Origin of the sequence: Flavobacterium sp. FPG59, assembly GCF_002150205.1 — a bacterium.
GTDB lineage: Bacteria > Bacteroidota > Bacteroidia > Flavobacteriales > Flavobacteriaceae > Flavobacterium.
On record NZ_MTCA01000288.1, the window covers coordinates 1 to 3,235 of the forward strand.

Sequence of the window (3,235 nt, forward strand, 5' to 3'; positions counted from 1 at the left end):
ATCTTGAAAACTAACATTTGGTATTATAATGTTACATAATTCTTTAGGAAATTTTTTATACAAAAACTTATTTTCGATTATAGTCTCAATATCCAAAATTAATCCCGTTAATTTCCTAGTTTCTCTCTTCTCTTTCTCCAATTCTTCGATTTGTGATTTTGAAAACCATAATTCAATCATTCCTTTTTGAACATTAATTAAATAATAAGGAATTAAGACACTTAAATATATTGATATTGTATAGAGTTCGCCATTCTCAATTATATTTAAATTAAAAGTAAAACATCTATCTTCCCAATCAAATAAAGATAAATCTTTAAAATTTTTTAATGTTATATCTTTTCCAAAACTATCAATTATACTTGTTCTGAAAATTTGGCTTTTTTCAGAATCAAAGTCAACAATTATCTCCTTTAATCTTTTATATTCCTCTGTCACAAAATATTCCTCTTTTTGAGTATAAGCACATATATTCTGAGGATAGAAAAGATATACTAAATTGGTTAAAATTTTATCGATCATATTATAGTTAATTGCAATTTCCTGCTGTAAATGGGTTCGTCTTATATTCAGTTGCCACAATATTTTCAGTTGCATTAAAATTTACTCTTCCTCCAGGAATATACAACGGATAATTATGCTTTAACCTTTCTTGAAAATATAGCATTAGCGTTAAGTCTGATGTTCTACTACTTCCATATTTATCAATAACATCTTGTATTGACTTTTGCAGAGCTCTCGGAGCTGACGCGAGCGTCCCGCTCGTGAACACAAATTAAATCATAATATACCTCTCAAAAAATCGACTTATTGTCACATACTGCAATCATAGTGCTATTTGGCAATCATCACGAGCGGGGCGCTCGCGCCGAATGGCATTAAGTTAAGTGTTTATTTGTCATTCCGACGAAGGAGGAATCTCTGTTTGTACCTCGCGTGTGTTGAGATTCCTCCTTCGTCGGAATGACAAAAACATGGGGATTATTCCTTAACTTAATGACATTGCGCTCGCGCCAGCCAGGGAAATAGTATTGCTAAAAAAGCCGAAAAAACAAAATTTCACGACTTTTTTGTTTAATACAATTCATTCTTTGTACTATTACTGCTTAATCATTAAATATTCACCCGTATTAATACTGGCAGGAGTAGGTGCAGGATCTCCTTCTTTACGAATTATAAATCCATCCCAAAATATTTTAACTCGTAAAGCATCAACGCCATTCACCGTAGTTTTACGTATGTCTATACCAGCAATGTTAGGCGATTTATTATCAACAAAACTAAGCCTTAAACGTTTTTCTGTAGGGGAGCAACTAGGGCAACCTAGTTGAGTGCCAATTATTATTCTATTTCCTGTTATAATATGATTAACTTCTTCATCTGTATAATTTACGTTAATATTGGCTAGTGTATTGCCCTTTTCTATTCCATCTTTGATGAATTGAAACTCTCCAACAATAAGGTCTTCATAGAAATATCCGTAAGATTTTACTTTTTTCTTTAAAACAAATTTTAAGGATGTGTTTCCTTTTGAGTATAAATATGTACCATCATATCCATCAAGAACACCATTGATATCTTTGTAATATGAGTTCTTGGGTCCGTCTTGCGGCTCTGAAATATCATAGATAGGGACTTGTGCTTTACAAGCTGTTAAGAAAAGAAAGAATGCGATATAATAGATGTATGTTTTCATTATTATTTATTTTTAGTTACAAGGAGTTGGAGTTACAGTTGAATTATTTAAGGTAAGTTTATCAAAATGGTCTGTGGTAGCATCGGCTTTAAAAAGTTCAATTCCAAAATCTTTGAACTGCTCTAAAAAACTTTTCTCTAAGTTTCCATTGCTCTTTGAATATTTAATTGCTTGGTCTAAATGAATTGCCTTAATCCTCTCTTTTTCATTTTGAAACTTAGTATATTTTTCACTATTCCACACAGAATTGATCTGTGTTCGTAATGATTCAATATTTTCTATTTTTAACATATAAACATTCGTGTTTCCTGCAGCGTCCTTAGCAACTAAACCGGTAAAAGCTTCTTCTTTTCTATAAGACCTAGCCTCATCGTACACGCTTAACAAAAAGCGAATGTCTCCAAAAGAAAACATAGCATCACCATCAGACGGATGAGAATGGAATCCACCTACATTATCATAGTTTGTCGACATTGATATTGAAAACTGGTCGTTTGCCGAAACTTGAGTAAATTCATATTTAAAGGTTTCATCTGGATTCATTACTTTTGTCACCTCTACTCCTGCTTCTTTATTATTTACTCCTGCGTTTACTTTATCTTTCAACCAATTTATATTAGATTTCAAATTGATACTCTCAGTTGAGTCATAATCTAATAAGCCCTTAATCTGAGCGCAAGGATCCTCTTCTTCAACTACAGCTTCAGCAGATGCACCACCGCCACCACCGTATTTTTCAAAATCCCATATCAATGAGTCATCATTTGAATTGTCAGATGGTGATGACCAGTCATATATATAGTTGATTTGAATTGTAGCTTTCTTTCTTGGTGGTATAATAACTTCGTTTAATATTGTTCCTAGGTCATCAGAAGCTGATTTATTTGTGCCCGTTGATTTGGTATCATTTATTTTTAGTACAAACTGAGATACCAGAAAACCGTCTTTTACTCTGAAACCGTTCTTAAATTCGCCAGATAAATTGGTTATCATTATTCGTCCGGAAAAATCTTTTGTCTTTTGTTTACCATCAGGATACATGGTAAAAATAGCACTTTTTAACGTGTCATTTACAGTTAGTAGGACTATTCTACTATGCTGCGTTTTATCATTATTTAATAAAGGAATTACCGTTAAGAACTGATCGCTATTACTAATTTCTTCTTGTGTTATAGCGTCATAATTAGGTGAATTGCTCGTTTTTGTTGCTTTGTTACTGCTTGTTCGTAATGGATTTTGTTGCAAAAACTGAATTGCCTGCTCTCTTGATACCGTTTTAATAATGGCCTCATTCTGCATTAAGGCTTCTTCTGTACTACAAGATTGCATAATACAAAATGTAATGCTCATGAAAAATAAAACGATGCTTCGCCTTATTTCAATTGTTTGTTTGTTTGTTTGTTTGTTTGTTTGTTTGTTTGCTTTCAAATTTTTAAAATTTAAAGTTAGTTATAATTACATTACGTTTGTTAAAAAATTACAGAAGGGTTATACTAAGTAACGACTTCTATAAAATCTTAACAACATATTTTTTCAAAG

At 31.9% G+C, this 3,235-nt stretch carries 3 protein-coding genes; all 3 read right to left on the reverse strand.

Annotated features, from left to right (window positions below):
- On the reverse strand, window positions 1-597 hold a 597-nt coding region (locus FPG59_RS15135), incomplete at its 3' end, for a hypothetical protein (RefSeq protein ID WP_176330767.1).
- A gap of 502 nt (window positions 598-1,099) precedes the next feature.
- Window positions 1,100-1,696, reverse strand: coding sequence for a DUF6705 family protein (locus tag FPG59_RS15140; RefSeq protein WP_086455390.1), 597 nt, complete (start codon window positions 1,694-1,696; stop codon window positions 1,100-1,102).
- A gap of 12 nt (window positions 1,697-1,708) precedes the next feature.
- Window positions 1,709-3,124, reverse strand: coding sequence for a hypothetical protein (locus FPG59_RS15145; RefSeq protein WP_140344694.1), 1,416 nt, complete (start codon window positions 3,122-3,124; stop codon window positions 1,709-1,711).
- Window positions 3,125-3,235 lie beyond the last annotated feature (111 nt).

Coding starts and splice junctions, on each gene's coding strand:
- FPG59_RS15140 (WP_086455390.1), bottom strand. CDS start 1,696: ATGAAAACATACATCTATTATATCGCATTCTTTCTTTTCTTAACAGCT.